Source organism: Streptomyces sp. NBC_01288 (assembly GCF_035982055.1).
GTDB lineage: Bacteria > Actinomycetota > Actinomycetes > Streptomycetales > Streptomycetaceae > Streptomyces.
The window spans coordinates 5,086,881-5,104,204 of the sequence record NZ_CP108427.1; the positions used below are offsets into that span (position 1 = coordinate 5,086,881).

General features: G+C 72.5%; 14 protein-coding genes. 5 read left to right on the plus strand and 9 right to left on the minus strand.

The features are described 5' to 3' along the window. Positions 1-42: 42 nt before the first annotated feature. On the minus strand, positions 43-3,933 hold the full coding sequence (locus OG194_RS22750; protein WP_327402667.1) for an nSTAND1 domain-containing NTPase: 3,891 nt from the start codon (positions 3,931-3,933) through the stop codon (positions 43-45). Between the two features lie 246 nt (positions 3,934-4,179). Here OG194_RS22750 and OG194_RS22755 point away from each other — a divergent pair, with 246 nt between their 5' ends. Together OG194_RS22755 and OG194_RS22760 are read left to right on the plus strand one after the other, a co-directional pair. Beyond that, positions 4,180-5,109: a ribosome-inactivating family protein gene (locus OG194_RS22755; RefSeq protein ID WP_327402668.1), complete on the plus strand. Its 930-nt coding sequence runs from the start codon at positions 4,180-4,182 to the stop codon at positions 5,107-5,109. A 132-nt stretch (positions 5,110-5,241) separates the two neighbouring features. Then, entirely contained in the window at positions 5,242-6,486 is a 1,245-nt protein-coding gene (locus tag OG194_RS22760) for an amidohydrolase (RefSeq protein WP_327402669.1), read from the plus strand. A gap of 65 nt (positions 6,487-6,551) precedes the next feature. On the opposite strand, the gene OG194_RS22765 is transcribed toward OG194_RS22760, so the two are convergent. The 3 genes from OG194_RS22765 to OG194_RS22775 form a co-directional block, all read right to left on the minus strand. Beyond that, entirely contained in the window at positions 6,552-6,959 is a 408-nt protein-coding gene (locus OG194_RS22765; protein ID WP_019055281.1) for a RidA family protein, read from the minus strand. A gap of 290 nt (positions 6,960-7,249) precedes the next feature. Further along, on the minus strand, positions 7,250-8,755 hold the full coding sequence (locus OG194_RS22770) for an FAD-dependent monooxygenase (RefSeq protein ID WP_327407173.1): 1,506 nt from the start codon (positions 8,753-8,755) through the stop codon (positions 7,250-7,252). 68 nt (positions 8,756-8,823) lie between these two features. After that, a complete protein-coding gene (locus tag OG194_RS22775; protein WP_327402670.1) occupies positions 8,824-9,708 on the minus strand; it encodes an alpha/beta hydrolase in 885 nt (294 codons plus the stop codon). A 214-nt stretch (positions 9,709-9,922) separates the two neighbouring features. On the opposite strand from OG194_RS22775, the gene OG194_RS22780 reads away from it, so the two are divergent. Continuing rightward, positions 9,923-10,534 carry a TetR/AcrR family transcriptional regulator C-terminal domain-containing protein gene (locus OG194_RS22780; protein WP_327402671.1) on the plus strand — a complete coding sequence of 204 codons (612 nt, stop codon included), beginning with the start codon at positions 9,923-9,925 and terminating at the stop codon, positions 10,532-10,534. Here OG194_RS22780 and OG194_RS22785 read toward each other — a convergent pair. The 3 genes from OG194_RS22785 to OG194_RS22795 all read right to left on the minus strand — a co-directional run bounded on the left by OG194_RS22785 (position 10,531) and on the right by OG194_RS22795 (position 13,657). Further along, a complete protein-coding gene (locus tag OG194_RS22785; RefSeq protein WP_327402672.1) occupies positions 10,531-11,712 on the minus strand; it encodes a hypothetical protein in 1,182 nt (393 codons plus the stop codon). The genes OG194_RS22780 and OG194_RS22785 overlap by 4 nt on opposite strands. 99 nt (positions 11,713-11,811) lie before the next feature. After that, the gene (locus tag OG194_RS22790) at positions 11,812-13,002 is read right to left on the minus strand and encodes a PP2C family protein-serine/threonine phosphatase (RefSeq protein ID WP_327402673.1); all 1,191 of its coding nucleotides are present in this window, start codon (positions 13,000-13,002) and stop codon (positions 11,812-11,814) included. Between the two features lie 4 nt (positions 13,003-13,006). After that, on the minus strand, positions 13,007-13,657 hold the full coding sequence (locus OG194_RS22795) for an NAD(P)-dependent oxidoreductase (protein ID WP_327402674.1): 651 nt from the start codon (positions 13,655-13,657) through the stop codon (positions 13,007-13,009). A gap of 102 nt (positions 13,658-13,759) precedes the next feature. Here OG194_RS22795 and OG194_RS22800 point away from each other — a divergent pair, with 102 nt between their 5' ends. After that, positions 13,760-14,230, plus strand: coding sequence for a hypothetical protein (locus tag OG194_RS22800; protein ID WP_327402675.1), 471 nt, complete (start codon positions 13,760-13,762; stop codon positions 14,228-14,230). An 89-nt stretch (positions 14,231-14,319) separates the two neighbouring features. Here the strand turns inward: OG194_RS22800 and OG194_RS22805 are convergent, their stop codons facing one another. Continuing rightward, positions 14,320-14,883, minus strand: a complete 564-nt coding sequence (locus tag OG194_RS22805; protein WP_327402676.1) for an SH3 domain-containing protein — start codon at positions 14,881-14,883, stop codon at positions 14,320-14,322. Between the two features lie 189 nt (positions 14,884-15,072). Between OG194_RS22805 and OG194_RS22810 the strand changes: the two genes are divergently transcribed. Beyond that, positions 15,073-16,050, plus strand: coding sequence for a hypothetical protein (locus tag OG194_RS22810; RefSeq protein ID WP_327402677.1), 978 nt, complete (start codon positions 15,073-15,075; stop codon positions 16,048-16,050). On the opposite strand, the gene OG194_RS22815 is transcribed toward OG194_RS22810, so the two are convergent. After that, positions 15,932-17,293: an aminotransferase-like domain-containing protein gene (locus tag OG194_RS22815; RefSeq protein WP_327402678.1), complete on the minus strand. Its 1,362-nt coding sequence runs from the start codon at positions 17,291-17,293 to the stop codon at positions 15,932-15,934. The two genes, OG194_RS22810 and OG194_RS22815, sit on opposite strands and share 119 nt — an antisense overlap. Positions 17,294-17,324 lie beyond the last annotated feature (31 nt).

The window sequence follows — 17,324 nt, forward strand, 5'->3', positions numbered from 1 at the left end:
GCTGAGCCGTACGGGTGAGAGGAGACCCTCCGTACACGTCCGTCAGCAGATACGGCGGTACGGCGCGTCCGGTACGTACGTCCGCCACTGCGCCCGAGTCAGCTCCGCGTTCCCGGTGCGCGCGCAGACCCGTGCCAGGGCGCGGGCCGGATCCACGGCGTAGCGCTGGAGCGGGACGTGGACGCTGCCCGCGTACACCGTGGTGCCGTCGGGGCTGAAGGCGAGGGACGTGATCGCCTCGCCCGGGGTCGTCAACGGAGCGCTGCTGAGCGGCTGTTGGGTGGCCACGTCCCAGAGTTGCAGGCTGCCGCCCGTACCGCCGACCGCGAGGGTACGGCCGTCGGGGCTGAAGGCGAGGGCCGAGACGCCTTCCGGGGTGGTGCCGGTCGGGGCGGTGCCGACCGGGGTGGGGAACACGTTGCGCAGGACGCCCTCGCGGTGGCGGAGCCTTCCGTCCCACAGGTCGACCCGGCCCGTCTGGTCACCGGCCGCCAGCGTGGAACCGTCCGCCGTGAACGCCAGCGCGCCGATCTCGTCGCCCTGCACGAGGTCCTGCACGAGGTCCTGCCCGGCGGAACGGCCCGAGGGCGAGCGGGCGACCCTCCCCTCGCCGACCAGCAGGCCGCCGTCCGGTCGCACGGCGAGATGGCTGCCGGTGACGCCGGTGAGGACCGCGGTCCTGCGGTGGCGGGCGAAGTCCCATGTCTCGTCGGTGAGTTGGCCGATGGCGGAGGTGCGGACCGCGTAGAGACGGTGACCTGCGCCCGGGCCGAGAGCGAGTGCGACGACCGCCTCGCCCGGCAGGTTGAGGGTCGCGAGGGATCTCCCCCGCGGCACGTCCCACACCCCGAACGGCTGCGCCGCCGTCTCCCGGCCGGGCGCCGAGACGCCGTACGCGAACCGGGTGCCGTCCGGGCCGAACGCCATCAGGGGGAGGGTGCCGGCGGGGTCGGTCGGTCGGGCGGGGTCGGTGGAGACCGGGACGGGGGCGGGCGGGAAGGTGTGGCGGAGGCGGCCGGTGGAGGTGTCGTAGAGGCGGAAGAGGTAGTGGGTGCCGGTGCGTCGCGTGGTGGCGTAGGTGGTGCCGTCGGGGCTGAAGCGGATGTCGTCCAGCGCGGTGGGGCGCCAGGCGGAGGTGACCGAGGCGCCCAGGTCGAGGGTGTGGACGGTGCCGCTCTCCAGGTAGCGCAGGGTGTGGCCGTCGTAGTCCCAGGCGAGGCCGCCGTAGAGGTGCTGGTTGTCGAGGCCGTGGCGGAAGACGGGGGTGGCGGGGTCCGCGAGCCGCCAGACGCGGAGTTCGGAACCGTCCGCCGTCGCCATGAAGGTGCCGTCCGGGCTGAACGACGCGTACTGCACACCGGTGTCGGGGAGGACGGCGACCTCGTGGCCGGTCGCGGTGTTCCAGACGCGCGGTCCGGTGTCGGTGCCGACGGCGAGGCGGGCGCCGGTGAGGGTGAGGAGGGGGGAGTCGTTGTCGCAGATGGCTGGGTTCTGCTGCCAAGTGCCGTGCAGTGGGCTGGAGTTGACCGTGCTCCATACATGTACGGTCCCGGCTGAACAGGCGGCGACCGTACGGCCGTCCGCGCTGACGGCGGTGAGGGTCGTGTCCGGTGCCCGCGCCTCGAAGGTGACGTGGCCGTCGGCGACCGAGCGCAGCCGTACGTGGTCGCCCTCGGTGGTGAGGAGGGTGCGGCCGTCGGCGGTGAAGTGGGTGTCGTCGACGTCGTGCAGGGCGGGGGCGCCGGTCCAGTGGCGGGTGAGCGTGTTCCAGAGGCGGAGGTCGCCGTCGGTGTCCGTGACCCCGAGGAGGTGTGCGGAGGTGTCGGCGTCGGTCACCGTGCCGTCGGGGACTCGGCCCGAACCGGTGGCACGGTGGGTGACCACGTCCCAGGTGTGCCAGGTGTCGCCGGACGCGCTGAGCAGCGTGCGACCGCCGTCAGTGAGCAACCGTCGGGTGTCCTCGCCGGGTGCGGGGTCGGTGAACGTGTCCGTCTCCGGCTGCGCGAGCGAACCGAGCAGTGCGCGGCGGGTCTCCGGCAACTTGTCTATTCGCCAGGCGGCTACGCCGAGTTGGAGTGCGGTGCGGGGGTCGGTGGTCCGGAGGGCGTCGGCCACGTCGGCGACTCGGCGGGCGGCGCTCTGGGTGCGCTGGCGGTCGTTGTCGTGCAGCACATGGCATATGGCGAGGGTTGTCAGTGCCGCGATGACGAGGACGGTGGCGAGGGATGCGGTGAGGATGCGGTGGCGGCGGGTTGTTCGGGTGGCTGTGCGGTGTTCGGTGTCCCGGGCGGCGAGGGCGGCGGTGAGGAAGGTGTGTTCGGGGGTGGTCAGGGCGGGGGTGGTCAGGGCGGGGATGGTCAGGGCGGGGATGGCGGTGGGGGGCTTGGGTTTGGTGCCGGGTGCGGGTTCGTTGTGGCTGGTCGCGCCCACGCGGCGGTAGCCGCTCATCAAATACAGCCCCGCGCCCCTGAGGGGGTCGCCCCTCAGCTCCTCTCCGAACAGTTCCTCCGCTCGGGCCAAGCGTGTGCCCCGGTACAGCGTCCCGGGGTCTCGGTCGTGTTCCAGCCAGGTGTGGGCCGCCTCCGTCAGCATGCGGTGGTGGCGGAGGCGCTCGCGGTCGGACTCGATCCAGTCGTGGAGGCGGGGCCAGCAGGTGATCAATGCCTCGTGGGCGAGGTGGACGCCGTCCTCGTCGGCGGTGAGGAGGCGGGCTCGGGTCAGGCGTTCCAGGACTGCGGGTACCGCCGGGTTCGCCCACTCCGAGAGCTCTGCGCGGGTGAGGGGGCGGCGGCTGTCGGGGGTGCCCTGGCCCGGGACGACCATGCGCAGGAGGAGGTGGCGGGCGGTGGTGGACTCGGTGGGGGACAGGGTGCCGTAGACCTGTTCGGCCGTTGCCGCGATCGCGCCTCGAACCCCGCCTGCCGCCTCGTAGCCGGAGAGGGTGAGGAGGCGGCCCTTGCGGCGGCGCCAGGTTTCCGCGAGGGCGTGGGAGAGCATCGGGAGGCCGCCCGGTTCGTCGAGGACCTCTTCCAACAGGCGGGCGGTCAGGGCGCGTTCGACGAGGCAGCCGACCGCCTGGGCCGGGCCCACCACCGCCTCCCGCAACTCCTCCGCCGTCATCGGACCGAGCAGCAGCGCGGCCCCGTGCAGCGCGTCGGCCAGGCCACGGTGTTCGGCGCAGCGGGCGTAGAAGTCGGCGCGGACGGAGACCAGGACGCGAAGGCGGGTGTCCTTGTCGCGGGCGGCCAGCAGGAGGTCGATGAAGCGGGAGCGTTCGGCCGTGTCGTGGCAGAGGGTGAAGATCTCCTCGAACTGGTCGACCACCACCCAGCTCTCCGGTTCGGCGGGGGCGGGGGTGAGGAGGTGGCCGTAGGTGGTGGCGGGGGTCGGCCCCGGTGTCAGGATGCGCAGCCTCGCCGGGCAGGTGCCGGCCGCTATCTCCTCCTGGAGCCGTGCGATCAGTCCGGCCCGCAGCAGGGACGACTTGCCGCTTCCCGACGGGCCGAACAGCACCGCGAAACGGTGGTCGCGGACCAGCGCGTGGACGTCGGCGACGACCCGGTCCCGGCCGAAGAAGAGGTGCCGGTCGGCGGGTTCGAAGCGGGCGAGTCCTCGGTACGGCGGTGCCGGGCCGTCGTCGGCCGCCTCCGCCTCCTCGGCGGCACGGTTCGCCTCGGCCTCGGCCTCCTTCCAGCGCGGGCCCCACTCGGCCGGGTCGCCGTCGCAGGCCCGGACGTACCCCTCGACCACCGCGAGCGTCGGCAGCCGTTCGCCCGCCGCCGCCTGGGACAGCGTGGTCGCCGAGAAACCCGCCGCCTTCGCCATCGTCCGGTACGACGGCCCGCCCGCCGCCCGGCGCAGCTCCCGCAACGCGTGCGCGAGCCCCTGCACGGCACCCGCCCGCGGGTCGACCGGTCGCTCGGGACGACCCATGCGCGTACCTCCGTACACCTCACGAAAGCGACATCCGGAGCGATGACCATACGGATGGCCAGGAAACGGCCGGGTTGCCCGCACGTGACGTATGGGTGACGCGGGTCCGCCCACGTCCCCACAACGGGATTGATTGCCCTGGTGGGAGGGGCGTGCCAATCAATACGGCGGCCGGAAATCTGGGACGTGGCATCCCCCACACCGATCCCTGTCGATCCCCCGACGCCGAACGACTGGAGCACGATCGTGAGTAGTCCCGCCCTCGCCCTACGACCCCGACCCGGTCGTTCGCCCCGCACCCCGCTGGCCGCCGCCGGCACCGTCCTGATCGCCCTGCTGCTGAGCCTCCTCGCCCCCTTCGGCGCGGCAAGTGCGCACGCGATCGACCAGAACGACGACGTCGACTGGTACCTGAACGACGGCAAGACCGCGTACGGCAACATGATCGACCAGGTCCGCGCCAGCGCCGAGGCCAACATCCTCTACGGCAGCCGCTCGGCGACCACCTGGACCACGGTCTCCACCGACAGCACCGGCACCAGCAGGCAGGCCGTCAGCAACGACGAGCGCAACAACTACTTCACGGTCAACATCAGCAGCAGCGAGCACCCGGAGATCCGCGTCCTGGTCCGCGCCCACGACCTGTACGTCCAGGGCTACCTGGTCCCGGGCACGAACACGTACTACTACTTCAGCGACGCCACCCTGAACCACTGGCCCGGCGCCGGCACCTCCACCAACGTGCCGCGCGCCCTGCGCCTCCCCTTCGGCGGCAGCTACGCGTCCATGTCGGCGTACGCCAACCAGACCGTGCGCAGCCCCCGGTTCTCCTACTCGTGGATGGCCTACAACCAGGGTGTCCTGGCCGCCGCGAACTCCACCGGCGCGCAGCGGGCCGGTGCGCTGATGTTCTTCGTCGAGTCGATCTCCGAGGGCGCCCGCTTCAACGCGATCTCGGACCGGATCGAGAACAACATCGGGTCGAGCACGGGCTACCAGTTCGACGCGGACGACGACGGCCTGATCCACAACTGGCAGACCCTCGGCAACAACCTCCAGAACCGCCTCAACAACCAGAACACGGCGGCGACCCCGAACATCGGCCGCTACCACTTCGACACCCTCCAGGCGATCGCGAACATCCTGCGCCTCGCGATCAAGCAGGGCACCAAGTAGGGCACCAAGTAGCCGACGGCGCCCACCCCTTGCCGCCCCGGCGGGACATCCCCCCTGTCCCGCCGGGGCTCCCCGTACCCTCACCCGGCCCGCATACGCTGCCTTCACATCCGGCCCGCATACGCTGCCCCCGTGACCTCATCCCCCGCCGCGCGCACCGCACTTGACCTCACCGCCGACCTCCCGGTCCCCGACCTGGAGGACTTCTACCGGGACCTGCACCGACACCCCGAGCTGTCCGGCCGCGAACACCGCACGGCCACGAAGCTCGCCGAACGCCTCACCAAGGCGGGCTACGACACCGTCGAGGGCATCGGCGGCACCGGCGTCGCCGCGGTCCTGCGCAACGGTGACGGCCCGACCGTGCTGCTGCGCGCCGACATGGACGCGCTGCCGGTGCAGGAGGAGACCGGGCTGTCGTACGCCTCCTCGGTCCCCGGTGTGATGCACGCCTGCGGGCACGACCTGCACGTGACCTGGCTGGCCGGTGCCGCGCGGGCGCTGGCCGCCGGGCGGGACACCTGGTCGGGGACGCTGGTGCTGGTGGGCCAGCCCGCGGAGGAGACGGGTTCGGGTGCCGCGGCGATGGTGGCCGACGGCCTGTACGAGCGCGTCCCGCGCCCGGACGTGCTGCTCGCCCAGCACGCGGCGCCGGGACCGGCCGGGTTCTACCCGCACGTGCCCGGCCTGATCATGTCGGCCTCGACGGACATCGACATCGTCGTCCACGGCCTCGGCGGCCACGGCTCACGCCCGGAGGCGACGGTCGACCCGGTCGTCACCGCCGCGTACCTGGTGACCCGCCTTCAGACGGTCGTCTCCCGGGAGATCGCCGCCCGTGACTCCGCGGTCCTGACCGTGGGCCGTATCGAGGCGGGCACCCGGCACAACATCATCCCGACCGAGGCCCGGATCTCCCTCAACCTGCGCACCCAGTCCGACGACGTGCGGGAGCGGATGATCGCCGCGATCCGCCGTATCGCGTCCGGCGAGTGCCTCGCCGCGGGCTGTCCGCGCGAGCCCGAGGTGACCATCGGCACCAGCCTCCCGACGATGGTCAACGACGCGGACACCGACCGCCGGATCGGCGCCGTCCACACCGAGGTCCTCGGCGCGGGCACGGTCTTCGACCCCGGCCCGGCCACGGGCAGCGAGGACTTCCCCCGCCTGGTCCCCGAGGGCGTCCCGTACTCCTACTGGTTCGTGACGAGCACCCCGGCGGACGTGTGGGACGCGGCGCCCGGCACGGACCTGATGGAGAAGTTCCACGCGGTGCCCAGCAACCACAGCCCGAACTTCGCACCCGACCTGGTGACGGTCGTCCCGGGGGTACGGACCCTGGTGTCGGGGGCGTTGGAGATCCTGACGGTGAACTAGACGCGGTCGCCGAGCACCCCGGCGCGGCCCGTGCCGGGGTGGCTCCGTGTCAGGGTGGCTTCGGGTCAGGCGATGACCGCGTAGCCGTCGACCTCTATGAGCCATTCCGGCAGGCCGAGTGCCTCGACGCCGAGGTAGGTGCTGGCGGGCAGCGGCCACTCGCCGTCGAAGGCCTTGCTGCCGGCGGTGAAGACCGTGTCGATCATCTCGGGGCGGTGGCCCACCACGTGGATCGTCATCTTGATCAGGTCCGCCGGGGTGGCGCCGGCCGCTTCGAGCGCGGCCCTGAGGTTGCGGAAGACCTGTTCGGCCTGGGCCGCGAAGTCACCGGGGCCGACGAGCTGCCCCTCGGTGTCGATGGCGACCTGCCCGGCGATGGCCACGAACCGGGTGCCGGTCGCGGCGACGACCTGCGTGTAGAGGTTCATGACGGGCGGGGCGAGTGTCGGGGGGTTGATCATTTCCGCGGACATGTGTACTCCCAAGGGGGTTGTGGGGAGGGCGAGTTGGGTCGGGCGGGGGTGTTGTGGAGGGGGTGGGCCGGGTCGGGCGAGGGTGTTGTGGAGAGGGTGGTTGGGGTCGGGTCGGACAGCCCGGCCCGTGGCTGGGGCCTGCCCGGCGGATCAGGTCGCGGGAAACCGGCGGGGATTGATCAGCGCCGGTGGGCTGGGTGAGGCGGGCGTGCCGGATCCCGTGTCTGCGGCAGGATTCGCCGGAGAAGCGTCGAGGGACTGAGGCGGGCCGGGTGTAGTGGACGGGACCGTTAGCGGTTGGTTCCGGTGAGGCCGGACCGGTCGAGGGCATCCCGGGTGACGGCCGCGAGCTTTCCGGGGTCGTGCTCCTCGGTCGCCCAGGCCACATGGCCGTCGGGGCGGATCAGGGCGGCGGTGACCTCCGCCCAGGGGGCGTGTTCCCCGGTGTGTGTGCCGGTGCGGGTGACCAGGGGGCCGTCCTCGGCGGTGGCCAGGGGCGTTTCCCGGTCGTCGCGGGGGCCGCGCAGGTCGAGCAGGACGTGGTGGCCGGTCCTGAGCAGGGCGAACACGGTGTCGCCGTCGTCGGTGAAGGCGAGGTCGGGCGCTCGCCGGCCCACGAGCGGGTGCGCGTCGGCGGTGGGGGCGTCGTAGGCGACGTGCAGCCCGGACAGGCGCTCGCCCAGGGTCCGGCTCAACGCGGGCTGCTCGGCGACGAGTTTGCTGAGCAGCGAACGCAGTCGCTGGCCGTCCGGGGTGAACGCGGCGATCAGGGCCGTCTGCGCGGCGGTGTGCTCCAGCAGGTCGGCGCCGACCGGGTGGCGCTCGTCGTGGTACGTGTCGAGCAGGCCGGCCGGTGCCCGGCCCTGGATGGTGGCCGCGAGTTTCCAGCCGAGGTTGGTGGCGTCCTGGACGCCGACGTTGAGCCCCACCCCGCCCGCGGGCATGTGCTGGTGGGCGGCGTCACCGGCGAGGACCACCCGGCCCTTGACGTAACGCTCCGCCAGGCGGCTGGTGTTGCCGTAGCGGGACAGCCAGGCCGGTGAGTGCAGACCGAAGTCCGTCCCCGTGACCTGCCGGACGTTCGCCCGTAGTTCCTCCAGGGTGAGGTCGCCGGGCCAGTCGGTGCGGACGTCGGCGGGCACGGTGCCGACGACGCGGTGCAGGCCGCCCGGCAGCGCGACGATCATCAGGAGGCCGTCGATGCCGGTCCTGCTGAACGCCACCCCGGGCGGGGGCTCGTCCAGGACGACGTCGCCGAGGAAGCCCAGCACGGTGAAGTCGTCGCCCGGGTAAGGGATGTGAGCGCTCGTACGGACCGTGCTGCGTGTGCCGTCGCAGCCCGCCACGTAGAGCGCTTGCTCGTCGTACGGGCCGTCCGGTCCCTCGATGTGCACGGTGACCGAGTCGGCGGTCTCGGTCAGACCGGTGACGCGGTGGCCGCGGCGGATGTCCGCGCCGGCCGCCCGGGCCTGGATCTCGAACAGTTCCTCGGTACGGCTCTGGAGCAGCGCCAGGGTGAAGGGGTAGCGGGTCTCCAGCAGGCCGAAGTCGAGCCGGCTGTCGAGGACCGCGAAGTGTCCGCTGGGGATGTGCAGGCCCTCTTCGAGGAAGGGTTTCTCCAGGCCGCGGGAGGCCAGCAGCTCGATGGTGCGGGGGTGGACGGTGAGCGCCTTGGAGTTCGGATCGCGCTCCAGGCGCGGCTCCAGGACGGTGACCGTGATGCCGGCGAGCCGCAGCTCGGCGGCCAGCCAGAGCCCGACGGGCCCCGCTCCCGCGATGACGACCTGTTGATTCATGGTGCCCGGGTGGTTCGTGGCGACCTGTTGATTACCGGCGACCTGTCGATTCGTGCCGACCTGTTGGTTCATGACGCTCCGATCCCGTGGGCGAACGCGGTAGTCCAGGCCGCTACGGCCCGGCGGCTCGCGCGGATGCCCGGGGCCAGGACGTCGAACATGTGCGGTACGCCGGGTACGAGGTGAAGTTCGACGGAGTTGCCGGCCGCGCTCAGCCGGGCGGCGAACTCCAGCGCCTCGTCCCGCGCCGGATCGACCCCGTCGACCAGGATGTAGCTGGCCGGCAGGTCGCTCAGATCCTTCGCCCGAGCCGGTACGGCGTACCCGGCCTCCGGGTCGCGCCCCTGGAGGTAGAACTCCCAACCGGCCGCCGCCCCTTGCCGGTTGAAGAGCTTCGGGTCGGTGACGGCCCGGGCCGAAACGGTCTCCAGGCGGTCGTCGAGGACCGGGTATCCGAGGTGGAGGTACCTGATGTGCGGTCCCTGCCGGTCACGGGCGGCGAGGGCCACGGCCGCGACCAGGGCGGCACCGGCGGAGTGCCCGCCCAGGGCCAGCCTCGCCACGTCGACTCCCAGGGCGTCCGCTTCGTCGACGACCCAGCGCAGGGCGGCGTAGCAGTCGTCGAACGCGGCGGGGTAGGGGTTCTCGGGGGCGAGCCGGTAGTCCGGGGCGACGACGGCGATACCCAGCTCCGCGGTCAGCCGCCGGCAGGTGGCGTCCTCCGCGTTGGGCCCGCCGAGGACGAACCCGCCCCCGTGGATCCAGACCGCCACGGGCAGCGGGGCGGCGCTCCTCGCCACGGGGGTGTAGAGCCGAAGGCTCAGCACGTGACCGTCCACACCGTCCACACGGATCTCACGGTCCTCGACGTTCACCTCACCGTCCGACTTGCCGTCACCGCTGGCCGCGCTCAGGGCCACCCGGGCTCCCGGCACATCGGCGAAAACATCCATCTCCGGCAGCGAGTCATAAACCGGAAGAAACTCAGGATCCAGGAACACAGCACACTCCTCACCTCTTGGGCACTGACCAACGGTATCGCTCCCTTGTCCAGTGGACAAGGGCGATCATCTATATCGTTGGCCACCGGACAAGAGGAGCCGAGGGGTCGAGGAGCCGAGGAGTCATGGAGCCGAGGAGCCCAGGAGTCATGGAGGAAGGCGCACCATGGGCATAAGCCGTGCGGCGGTCGTCGACGCGGCACTCGACGTGCTCGACGAGCAGGGCCTGGACAAGGTGACGATGCGCGCCGTCGCGGACAGGCTGGGCGTGCAGCACAACACCGTCCGGTGGCACGCGGAGAACAAGCAGCGCCTGCTGGTCCTCATGTCGGACGCCATCTTCACGGGGCTGGACGTCGACACGCTCCCCGCGCAGTGGGACGACCGCTTCCGCGCCCTCGCCCGCTGGAGCCGGAGAGCCCTCCTGGCCCATCGCGACGGAGCACGCCTGGTCTCCGGAATCGCGACCACGGAGACCCACACGTACCGGCTGGCCGACACGATGATCCAGACCCTGCTGGACGCGGGTTTCCCACCCCGGACGGCGGCCTGGGCGAACTGGACCGTGTTCTACCTGATCCTCGGCATCACCCAGGAACAACAAGCCCAGTCCGCCGACGCCCCCGACCCCGTACTGGCCTTCGACGACGATACGTTCCCGGCCCTGCGCAAGGCCTCCGCCCACGTCATCGCCGGCACCTTCGACGAACGCTTCAAGTTCGCCCTGGACATGCAAATGACAGCCCTGGAGGTGGAGTTGGCCCGAACTACCGCCTAGCCCTGCGGCTGAAGCTGAAGCAGCTGCTTCCGCACGTGGTCCAGCGCACCCGCGCGACGCCCCGGCACCCGACTCCTCAACTCGGCGAGCGTGAGCCCGAGTTCACGGGCGGTCGCGGGGTCGTGGATCTGCCCCCACTGATGATGAGCCCGGTCGACCGCCGCCTCGACGGCCGCTGTGTCGGGTGACTGTCCCGCCGCCAACCTCGCCGCAGCCACCACAAGCCAGGCCCGACAGCTCCGCACCGGATCCCCGGCCAACATCGCGAGATCGGCCCGCACTTCGATCCAGTGCAGCGCTTCTTCGGAACCCCGGCCGTGCGCCCGCACGGCGGCCTGCTCGTGTTCGGCGGCGAGGGCATCGGCGTCGGCATGACGACCGGCTTGGACGGCATCCGTGATGGCGCCATGGGGGTCGGCATCCTGATGCCGGCCTGGGCTGTTCCGACTCAGGCCAGCATTGATCAGCCCGTCCGGCGTTTGAGGACGAGGCCCCTTCAGGGCCGATGGGGGTCTGGGGGCGCAGCCCCCAGGGACGCCCGCCCCAACGCTCCCCGGCGACGACAACACCACGTCCGCATACCCCTCCGCCCCCAGCCGACCGACCGCCTGCTGATGCAACTGCTCAACCGGCGGACGCCACCCGCTGCGCAGGATCGTCGCGACCGCCTTCATGTACGAGGGGACAGCCACGCTGCGCCGAGCGGGAGGCGGGGCGATGCGACCGTAAACGGTGTTCGTGCGGCCCGAGTCGAGGGGGTGAGCCCGCAGCCACTGCCAGGTCTCCGCATCCGTGTGCAGGTCGAGCAGCAACGTCGTCGTCCCGGGTGCGCGCAGGCGCAGCTCCTCGCGGACCCAGGCCCAGGGGAACGCGGTGTAGCGGACGGTCGCCGGGGTCGTACGGGCCAGTGCCAGGTGCGGAAGGTGCTGTTTCCGGTCGAGTTGGAGCTGGCCGGTGACGAACACGGTCAACGGACCCGGTGCCGTGGCGGCGGCCCGCAACCGGGTCAGCACGGCCTGCGGCTCCAGCGGGTCGGCGAGTTCGACGACGTTGGCGGTGTCGGTGCCGGACAGGACGGCGGGGTCGACGGCCGCCAGGACGGGGAGTACGGAGGCCGCGTCCACCAGCCGGCCCCTGCCGACCGGCGAGGCCGCGAGCAGCAGCACCGTTCCAGGCATACGCCCTCCCCCGAACCGTCGAACACAGCGATCACATCGTTCACTTCGTACCTCAGCACCGTAACCTCTGCCCAACCTCTGCTGCCGCAAAGGGTGATGTCAGGACCGGCGCACCGCGAAGACCGTGGTGTCGTCGGCGAGATGCCCGCCGCTGTGCCGCAGGGTGCCGTCACGGACGTAGGCGACGAGGCGGGACGGTTCCGCGATGCTCGGATCGGCCGAAACGCCTTCCGCCACGCGGGACTTGAGCGGGTAGAAGACGCCCGCCCCGTCCCGCGCCTCCGTCACCCCGTCGGTGACCACGAGCAGGGTCTCACCGGGGCCCAGGGCGACTCGTAGCGTCGGCGGTGGCCCGTCCATGTGGGCCAACTCGCCCAGCCCCAGCGGGAGTCCGTGCCCGGGCGGCAGTGACCGTACCCCGTGCGGGCCGACCACCAGCGGGGGTTCGTGACCGAAGTTGACGACCTCGACGGTGTCCGGTTCGCCGACGGGGAAGCTCAGCAGGACGGCTGTCGCGAACCGGTCGATGCGGTCGTCGTCCTCGCGGTCGAGCGCGGCGAGATGCAGCCCGTGCCGGTGAATCCGGGTCTCCAGCCGCGCGGCGACCGTCGCGAGCTCCCGCTCGTGGTACCCCGCCTCACGGAACGTGCCGAGCAGCGCCGCCGCCGCCTCCACCGCGCCGAGCCCCTTGCCCTGGACGTCGCCGACGAGGGCGCGGGTACCGTGCGGGCCGGGCTGGATGTCGTAGAAGTCGCCGCCGACCCGGGCGAAGGCGTCCGCGGCGAGGTAGACGGCCGCGTGGTCGAGGCCGCCCCAGCCGGGCGGCAGCGGGCGCAGCAGCGTACGGCGGGTGGTCTCGGCGACGTCCCGCATCCGCAGCATGCGGCGCTCGCCCCGGACCCGGACCGCGCAGGCCAGGACGGCGAGGGCGCCGCCGACGCCGACGAGGATGAAGTCGGGCAGCCCGGTCTGGTACTGGCGCGGCCAGGCGTGGTCGGCGAGGACGTAGGTGGCGAGGCCCAGCACCGCGAACACGGCCGTGCCCCGCACCCCGCAGATCGCCGCGGCGATCCCGGGCACGAGCACGATCCACGAGACGGTCCGGAACTCGCCGCCGGTCCACCAGTCGACCACCAGGATGCTGATGAGCACCAGCAGCGGCGGTATCCAGGCGACGCTCCGCCCGCGCACCCGCAGCAGATGCTGCCGCCGGATCGCGTCGGGGTCGCCGTCGAGCGGGGAGCGCCCGAGGTCGCCGTAGCGCACCGGTCTGTGTCCGCGGCCGCTCACGGTGTCAGTATGCGACCGACATCCGGGCGCGCGGGTGCTGGTCCCGCTCCAGCTCGTCGACGAAGGCGACCGCGTAGTCCTCGGCGCTGATGAAGCTGCGGCCCTCGTCGTCCGTCATGAACCGGTCGCCGCCCACGCGGAAGCGGCCGGTGCGGGTGCCCGGGGCGATCTCCGCGGCGGGGGAGACGTACGTCCAGTCAAGACCGTCGTCGAGGCCGTCGTCCAGGGCGCGGTAGTAGGCGAGGACGTCGCGGTGGGCGTGCGCCTCCGGGAGGTAGGCCTCGGGGAAGCCGGGCTGGTCACTGACCGCCTGCCCGGGGGCGACCTCCAGGCCGCCGGCGCCGCCGACCACCAGGAGCCGCCCGACACCGGCCGCGCGGACGCCCGCCACGAGCGCCTCGTTCAGGGCGAGGAAGGGGCCGCGCGGATCGCTGCCGTCGCGCGGCGGTACGCACGCGGAGGCGACCGCGTCGGCGCCGCGCGCGACCTCGGCCACCTTCGCCGGGTCCGTCGCGTCGGCGGCCGTGGCGGTGACCCCGGGGACGGGCGACCGGCCGGAGCGGCTGACCGCCAGGACCTGGTGGCCGCGGGCCGACGCCTCCGTCGCGAGCCGGCTGCCGACCATGCCGGTGGCGCCGAAGAGTACGAGCTTCATGCGCCCCAGCGAAACACGCCGCAACGGAGGCCGCACGCCGACTTGCCACCGCCTCCGCCGGGGTGTGCATTGGTAGTACGGGGGAGAGAGAGGAGTGCTCTCATGGCTCATGCGGCACCCACGCCCGGCGGAATGACCGGCCCGGGCAACACCACCGGCCGGGGCGGATTCACGAGCAATCTGCCCGACATCTTCGACGCACGCGTCCACCGCGTGGCGAAGATCGCGATCCCGGTCGTCCTGGGGCTCGTCTACGGCTACTGGGCGGCGGCCAACCGTCGCAGCGGCGGCCCCATCACGGGCTGGAACATCCTGTTCGGCTTCGTCACGGCGCTCGCGTTCATCGTGCTGTGCCTGGCGGTGGCCCGGTTCGCGCCGCTGCTCAAGCGCGAACTGCACTCGCTGGTCAAGTCCGGCTTCGCGGGCGCGGCGCTCGGCTTCCTCTACAGCCAGACCGGTGAGAGCGTGCTGCGCTCCGCGGCCATCGGTCTGGCGACCACGGCGGCCGTCTTCCTCGTCTTCTTCTACCGCTACTACACACGCGAGGACGGAGAGGGCAACCGCATCCGCTGACCCGACACGGCAGCAACACGTGGGCCCCGGCACCGAGTTGGTGCCGGGGCCCACGTGTTGCTGTCTACGATCCCTTCGCTACGGCCGCTCTAGGGCGCCCAGTTCCAGATGCCGCCGCCGGTCGACGAACCGGAGGCGCTCCAGCTCCACGAGCCCGAGGCGCTCGACCCGGAGGCCGACGTGCTCCACGAGGACGAGCTGTTGTCGTTGTTCCAGCCGGAGTTGTCGCCGCCCCAGTTGGAGTCGTTGCCGCCGTCCTTCCAGCCCGGACACGGGTCCGAGCAGGACGGCACGCCCTGACCGCCGGTGTCGACGAACGCGGCGCTGGCCCAGGCCTGCGCGCCGACGAGCCAGTACCAGTCGGGATTTCCGTTGACGCTCTGTCCCCTGACCACGCACTGGACGCGGTCCTGACTGCCGGGTGAGAGCGCGTCGACGACGGGTGAGTGGGTGGTGGGCGACTCCCGCACGTTCAGTTCCGTGCGGGACACGATGGTGCCCCAGATCGGACCGCCGCCACCGCCGCCACCGCCATGTCCTTCGGCGTACGTGGTCGGTGCTGCCGCTGCCGTGGTGCCCGCCGCCGCGACGGCGAGAGTGCCACCGGTGAGCAGGGCCGCGGCCAGAGTCCGCAGGGCCGGAGTGGTGCGCATGTTCGGCCTCCTTCTCCCCAGCTCCAGGAAACACCCGTTCGGGTGAAGCCTCCACCCGAGAGCGGACTCCCCAGTTCCGCCAAGGGTTCCGGGGCGACCCCCACCCATTCGGTTTGACATTTAACCCATATGCAGTCAAAAAGCCGCGACCCGCTCGCATACGACGCCCCCCGGCCGTGTCCTGAGGAGGTGCCCCCACGTCTCCGGAGCGCCCTGTCGGCCGTCCTCGTCGCCCTCTCCTGCCTCCTCACGCCCTTCGGCGCGCTGGCAGCCTGGGCGGCGTACGGCCTGACCGACTCCGGCCGCTACGTCACGACGATGGCGCCGCTGGCCGCGGACCCGGCCGTACGGGACGCGATCGCGGACACGGTCGGCGCGGGCATCCTGCGCGAGGTGCGGATCGGCGGGATCCAGGTCGGCGGAGCCAGGGTCGGCGGGGTCCGGATGAGCGCGACCCAGGGCGTGATGGCGCCGTTCGTGCACGACGCGGTCCGCTCGTTCACGAAGACCGAGGCCTTCCGCGTGGCCTGGGACGAGGGCAATCGCGTCACGCACGACGCCGTCCTGAGCGCCCTCCAGGACGAGGGACGGTCCGGCACCGTCACCGTCGACCTCGCCCCGGTCACCGCCAGCGTCAAACACCAACTCGCCCACGAGAACCTCCCGTTGGCGAACAACATCCCCGTCCAGCACACCCGGGTCGAGGTTCTCCCGGCCGGTGAACTGGGCCCGCTCCGGAGGGAGTTCCACGTGCTTGAGGTCGCCGGCTTCTGGCTCCCCGTGGCCGCCGCCGTCTTCGCCGTCACCGGTATCGCCGTCGCCGTGCGCCGCCGTCGCGCGATCACCGCGACCGCGCTCGGCACGGCCCTGGGCGGCGCGCTGCTCGGCCTCGCGCTCGCGATCGGCCGCCACTTCACCGTCGCCGACCTGCCGGCCGAGCTCTCCGGCGCGGCGGGCGGCGCGATCTACGACGCCCTGACCGCGACCCTGCGCACGGTCGCCTGGCTGCTCCTGGGCGTGGGCCTCACGGTGGCCGCGCTGGCCTGGCTCACCCGATACGCGCGCCCCGTACGGGAGTTCCTGCTGCTGCGCCTGCTGCGAGAGAGGCGAGCGTCCGCAACGCCCGCCGCAGATCGGGCACAGCAGCCGACGCGAGCCCAAGTCTGACCGCGTCCGGGGTCACCTTCGGATCCACGCTGAAGGCGGTCCCGGGCGTGACCGCGATCCCGTGCGCCGCCGCGGCGGCGGTGAAGGTGTCGGCCCGCCACGGCGCGGGCAACTCCCACCAGGCGTAATAGGTGAGCGGATCGGCCCGTACGGCGAACCCGCCCAACTCCTCGCCCACCAGCCGCTGTCGGGCCGCCGCGTCCGCCCGCTTGGCCGCGACCAGCCGCGCCACAGTCCCGTCGGTCATCCACCGCACCCCCGCCTCCAGCGCGAACCGCCCCGCACTCCACCCGCCCGACCGGAGCGCGGCACCCACGGCCTCGACCCGCCCCTCCGGTACGACGAGAAATCCGACGGTGAGCCCCGGCGCGACCCGCTTCGACAGCCCGTCCACGACGTGCACGAGTCCGGGCGCGTAGGCGGCGAGCGGCGCGGGGGAGTCCGGATGAAGGAAGGACCAGATCCGGTCCTCGACGACGGGCAGCCCCAACTCCCGCACGACATCGGCGATTTCCCGCTTCCGCGCCTCGCTCGTCGTCACCGAGGTCGGATTGTGGAGCGTCGGCTGGAGATAGAGCGCGGAGAGGGGAGCGGTGCGATGTGCGGCCCGCACCGACTCCGGACGAGGCCCGTCCCCGTCCGCCGCCAACGCGACCAGGGTGACCCCGAGCCGCTCCGCGATCTCCCTGACCAGCGGATACGTCAACGGTTCGACCCCGACCCGGCCGCCCGGCCGGACGAGGGAGGCGAGGGTCGCGGCGATGGCCTGCCGGGCGTTGCCGCTGAAGAGGATCCGGTCGGGGGCGGGGCGCCAGGCGGGAGTGGCCAGCAGCTCGGCCGTGGCCTCGCGCGCCGCCGCGGTGCCGGTCGCGGCCGCCGGGCGCAGGGCCTCGGTCAGGACGTCCGGGCGGAGCAGCGGCGCGAGGGCGGGGGCCAGCAGCTCCGACTGGCCGCGCGCGGAAGGGTAGTTGAGCTCCAGGTTCACCGGGGCGGTGGTCGCCGCCTCGACGATCGCCTGCCCGTACGGCCCCGCCGCCGCGGCCCGCACGAAGGTGCCGCGGCCGACCTCCCCCACCACCAGCCCCCGGCGCCCGAGTTCGGCGTAGACGCGCCCGGCCGTCGACCCGGCGATCCCGCGCTGCCGGGCGAACACCCGCTGCGGGGGCAGCCGTTGACCCGGCCGGAGCCGTCCGGAGGCGATGTCACCCGCGACGCGGTCGGCGATGTGCCGGTAGTCCGCCATCCGCCCTCCCCTCCCTGAATTGCACCGAGGG